The organism is Gemmiger formicilis (genome assembly GCF_016901605.1).
Classification (GTDB): Bacteria; Bacillota; Clostridia; order Oscillospirales; family Ruminococcaceae; genus Gemmiger; species Gemmiger formicilis_B.
The window spans coordinates 1-373 of record NZ_JACJKP010000499.1 but is presented as its reverse complement, the minus strand read 5'-3'; the positions used below and the strand labels follow the sequence as shown (position 1 = coordinate 373).

Below are 373 nucleotides of genomic sequence, written 5' to 3'. Positions count from 1 at the left end.
GTTTTGCAGCGGTGCGCCGCAAAGCCCCAGCGGATAGATCTGATAGACCACAGCTTCATTGTACCACATAGTTTATCCTCCTATTTTTTAGCGGGATTTTCTCCCCGCTGTACCGTCAAAAGAAATGTTTCAGCTTTTTGCGCAAAATCACCCGGTAGTACCGCGAAACAGCACCGATGGCCCGGTCACACAAAAAGAAAGAAAAGTTGCCCAAGGCCAGCAGCAATACCAACACGCCGGTGCCATCGGCAGTAAGCTCCTGCAAAACAGCCGGCCCAAACAAAGCAAACAACAGCCCATAAACCAGTGCCGTGGCGGCATTAAACACCAAAAACTTGATAAGCCGGCGCAACGCCGTCGGCTTTACTTTGCG

Annotated in this window: 1 protein-coding gene; it reads right to left on the bottom strand. The window is 51.2% G+C overall.

Going from position 1 to position 373, the window contains the following annotated elements; genetic code table 11:
• Positions 1 to 115: 115 nt before the first annotated feature.
• Positions 116 to 373: hypothetical protein (locus H6B10_RS15635; RefSeq protein ID WP_430661776.1), on the bottom strand; the 258-nt coding region annotated here is incomplete at its 5' end.